At 36.5% G+C, this 4,647-nt stretch carries 2 protein-coding genes; both read right to left on the reverse strand.

Annotated elements, in window-relative coordinates; all coding sequences use genetic code 11:
* Positions 1-361: 361 nt before the first annotated feature.
* On the reverse strand, positions 362-2,494 hold the full coding sequence (locus F6K54_RS40705) for a pentapeptide repeat-containing protein (protein ID WP_293090134.1): 2,133 nt from the start codon (positions 2,492-2,494) through the stop codon (positions 362-364).
* A 1,513-nt stretch (positions 2,495-4,007) separates the two neighbouring features.
* A complete protein-coding gene (locus tag F6K54_RS40710) occupies positions 4,008-4,400 on the reverse strand; it encodes a four helix bundle protein (RefSeq protein ID WP_293090135.1) in 393 nt (130 codons plus the stop codon).
* Positions 4,401-4,647: the final 247 nt, after the last annotated feature.

A 4,647-nucleotide genomic window follows, 5' to 3' on the forward strand; every position in this document is an offset into this window, starting at 1 on the left:
GGGAAGAAATGAATACATAAGAATACGATAACTGCTATATTCTATGCGCTAAAAGAACACCGAAATTCTTACATCAGCTTCCTGATTGCTATAGCAATCCTATTTTATTTGTGTATAAAAATCTTACTATTTTTAGGGAATAGGAAATAGGGAACAAGTAAGAGTTTCAGTTTTTTTATCTACTTTTTGATTGACAGCAAATTCCAAGTATATGAAGTACAAATATTAATAATTAAATCCTATCAGTGCGAGCATCTTGCTCGCGTAGGTGTACGTCATCAAAGTGGAATACGCTGTATCACAATCAACTTAGGATTGCTATATAGATTATTTTTGCCTTTTGACTTTTGACTTTTGCCTTCTAACTTTCTTCCAACCAACTTTCTAAATCTGCCAAACTATTAAAATTCAAAAATACCTTGACCAAACTTTCTAAATTTGCCAAAGATAAGGCTTCTATCCGCTCCTTAATATCTTCAGAAACTTCTCCAAAACGTTGAGAAATTAAAACCATAACTAGAAAAATTGCTTCTTTAATCCTTCCTTGTTTTTCCGCATAATTTACCTGCTCTCTTTCCTCCTGTATTACCCTTTCTAAACGCTCAACTATTGACTGATAACTGTTAACTGCTAACTGATAACTAAAAAAAGACATCATATATTCACTTTGCTGATGATAGATGGAAACTTTTTCCTCCTGACTAAGAGGTTTTTCCCGATCTTTTTCTGCCAAATTACTCACACCTTCCTGATAAAACTCAGTCAACTGCTCATGAATTTTTCCCTTACTTGCTTCTGCTGGTACACTAACTTTAATTACCACCATCCCATCCCCCTTATTTTCCATACTTTGAATTGCCATATTTATCCCTTTATTTTCTCTTTTCACCCGTTGAAAAGCAGACATAAAAGCTTTCCCATCAATGCCATTACGGAAAATTAAATCCACAGTATGAAAATTTGCCGTAAATAACTTTGTAAAATCTCCCGGTGAAAAATATCCACTACTAGGACGACGCTCCCTATCATTTGTTTGTGGTTTTGCTGACTCTAATAAATAGATATATTCCGACTCTACTTCATCCAAAATAGTAGTGTGATTAATATTCCAAGATTCTAAACAAATTCCTGTCATTTTGGCCTCGGTAAAATTAGCACCAATTGCCAAAATTTCCTTTAAATTTGCTCCATCCAAACAAGCACCTTCCAGAGCAGCTTCACTCAAATCTGCTATTGTTAAATTGCTCCCAGTTAGGTCAGCATTTCTGAGATTTGCCCCTCGAAGATTCACACTTATATATTGTTTATTTATGCCATTTCCAGTCACTAACAATTCTCGAATTTTTGGATCGATTAATATTGTGGTTCCGATTCTGGCAAATGTTAAATATTCGGCTTTGCGCCAGAGGGTATGAGTCACATTAGCTAATCTAAAATCTGTACTTTTTAGGCAGGCATTACTAAAGCTAGTCTCAGTAAGGTTAGCATTTTTAAAACTTGTTCCTCCTATGGCTCCAATAGCAACAGCAAGTCGGCGAATAGTTCGATTATTTTCATCTTCTGCTAATACTTTTTTAGCGAGATAACTAGCGATGGAAATTAATAATATAGATAGAATTATTGCTATTACATAAATGGCAATAGCCAAAATAACTCTCTTTTCAGGTTCCGAAATGAATATAGTTCCATAGTGATAGTCTATCTTTTTCAGGACATTATTTTCAAAGAGACCTAAAGCAATAATAATTGTAAAAATTATTGACCAAGTTATGACTGAATTTTTCTGGTGTTTTTCAGATTTTATTTCAGCTAAAACTACTGCCAGATTCAGGGTAATAATTAATACTAATATTGCCCCGATAGAAATAATTAGACTGACAATTATACTGACAACTATATTTACAGAGTTAGTGTCGGTTAGTAGGTTAGTTACTCCCTGAATAATATTGCCACTTCTAAAAGCTTTTAACTGGAAAGAAAATTCAATAATTTCCGGCGATGGAGGTCGATTAATTCCCAAAAAACTGAACAATTTTGAGAGATTTTTTTCACTCATGGCAAAAGTTGTTAATACCGGAACGATAAATATCATTAGGGGAGCGCCAGAGAATATATATACTAAAGCTTTTTTGATTCCTTGCCTAATTGTGACTAATAATATGCCAATATTGATAAATTCCAGGAGTAAAAAAATCAAGGAACCGATGTGAATAGGTATAGGATTAGAAGGTTTGGGAATAATAAATTTTAGGGGAATATAAACTGCCGTAATTGTGGCAGATACTGAGGTTGTGCAAAGGAAAAAAATTAAAATAGAAAGTATTATTTTCTGAGCTTTTGTTAATCCTGCTAAAGCATAGTTGAAGTTAGCACCTGTGAGATTAGCATTTGTGAAATTTGCACCTCTAATATCCGAGTAACAAAAGTCTTCATGAGAGAGGTCTTGATTTTGAAAAGAACGACCTCGGAGATTTTTTCGGCGATAGTTTTCCATAACTTTAGAACTTTAGAGAATAAGGGGTTAATAATTAATAATTAATAATTAATAATTAATAACTGGAGAGTACAAAGTTCTTCCCAAGAACAATTTGTGTTGAAGGGTGAAAGTATTACTGTAAAAGCCTTACAGTACTTACAGCTCTGAATAAAGAGTTTTTAACCTTTAGATCGCTGAAAGCCTTAGCTAGCAATAGTTATATCATGTCCGTTTGAATAATTAGACTTTGGTGGAAGGAAGGCAGCGGGAGCTGGAGGCAGGAGGCAGAAGGTTTTCTCCTTTTTTCACCTTAATTTTATAGACAAACGATGCTACCGGACATGATATTATTTCAAGAACTTTGCACTGTCTAGTTAATAATTAATAATTAATAATTACCTCTCCTGTAAGCATTCAGCCGTCAGCTATCAGCTATTGCTTTTAATTTTAGAGGTTGTCTGAGAAGTCCAATATGCTACATCTAAGCCCCCGCGCATCCCCCAATTGTGGGGGACTTGTTATATCATGTCCGGTTGAATATTTACACTTTGGAGGAGGTAAGGCAGCGGGAGCTGGAGGCAGGAGGCAGAAGGAAAGAAAAGGTTAGAAGGGAAAAGGTTTTTTATCACTGATTATCCGGACATGATATTAGAAGCAAATTGACTCTTGTTCCCCCCAAAGTTGGGGGGTTAGGGGGGCAAAATTCAGTCTCAAAAAACTTTTCGGAGATTTTTTCGGCGATAGTTTTCCATAACTTTAGAATTTTAGAGAATAGGAGTTCATTAATTGATAATTGATAATGGATAATTGATAATTACCTCTGGTTCAAACCGTCCTTGATTGAATATAAGGAAATATTATTCTTTTTTTTCCCTTAAAAGGGGAGGCTTTAAACCATAATTATTTAATTATTAATTACTAATTATTCGGTAATTTCAGTTATCAGTTTTGCTACATCCAAGCCCCCGCGCATCCCCCAATTTTGAGAAGCAAATTGACTCTTGTTCCCCCCAAAGTTGGGGGGCTAGTGCAGAATGGTAGAAATAACTGACCAGTTACAAAATCCTAAAAGCCTTACCAATCAATACTTCTGACTTCTAACTTCTGACTTCTGAGTTCCGCGTAGCGGCACTAGGGGGGGCAAAATTCAGTATCAAAAAACTTTTCAGATATCCTCTTAATGAAAACTGCTATAAAAGCAATAACTGATGGCTGAATGTTTGCAATAGGAGAGTATGGGAGTGTGGGAGATGTGGGAGGTGTGGAGTTATATCATGTCCGGATAATAGCGTGATAAAAAAACCTTTTCCCTTCTAACCTTTTCTTTCCTTCTGCCTCCTGCCTCCAGCTCCCGCTGCCTTACCTTCTCCAAAGTATAAGTATTCAACCGGACATGATATTAGTCCAGTAACCAACGATCGCAATGGGTAATCATCTTAACTAATCCACTGAGGACTGGACTGCAAATTTCATCAGGAAAAGGGAGTGTTGAAGGTGGGGGAACGGTGGGGAGAGCGTGAGTGGTTTGGAGTTAGTCGAATAACTCATCATCACAAAGGCTAATCATCTGAGCTAATCCACTGAGAACTTGGTTGTAAATTCCATACAGTTCTCTTGCTTTTTCAACTTTAATGTACTGACATTTGACTGCAAATGTTAACCAAACTTGAACTTCTGTGGCCTCTGCTTCACAGTCGCTTAATTTAGCAACAAAAGCAGCTTTATATCTGCGTTTTCTCCAAGCTTTTGCTAGATTGGCACAGACTGAACGAGAACAACGACGAATTTGCTCAGTTAAAGAGTATCTTTCTTCTACTGGAAAGTTTTTAGACTGCTCAAAAATTTCCATCGCTGCTGAGAACGCCAATTTATAAATGACTAGATCCTCATGAGTTTTGAAATACTTTTGATCTTTTTCTACCATCTTTCAATTTATATCATGTCTGGTTGAATAGTTATAAATAAGGGAGTAGGGAGTAGGGAGTAGGGAGTAGGGAGTAGGGAGCAGGGAGAATAAAAAGATTTGTACTGCAAGTGAGGGAGTAGGGAGTAGGGAGTAGGGAGTAGGGAGTAGGGAGTAGGGAGCAGGGAGAATAAAAAGATTTGTACTGCAAGTGAGGGAGTAGGGAGTAGGGAGTAGGGAGTAGGGAGTAGGGAGTAGGGAGCAGGGA

Origin of the sequence: Okeania sp. SIO3B5 (genome assembly GCF_010692555.1) — a bacterium.
In the GTDB taxonomy this organism is placed as follows: Bacteria; Cyanobacteriota; Cyanobacteriia; order Cyanobacteriales; family Microcoleaceae; genus Okeania.

Excerpts from the sequence above, each read along its gene's own strand:
- F6K54_RS40705 (WP_293090134.1), bottom strand. The coding sequence starts at position 2,494 with ATGGAAAACTATCGCCGAAAAAATCTCCGAGGTCGTTCTTTTCAAAAT.
- F6K54_RS40710 (WP_293090135.1), bottom strand. The coding sequence starts at position 4,400 with ATGGTAGAAAAAGATCAAAAGTATTTCAAAACTCATGAGGATCTAGTC.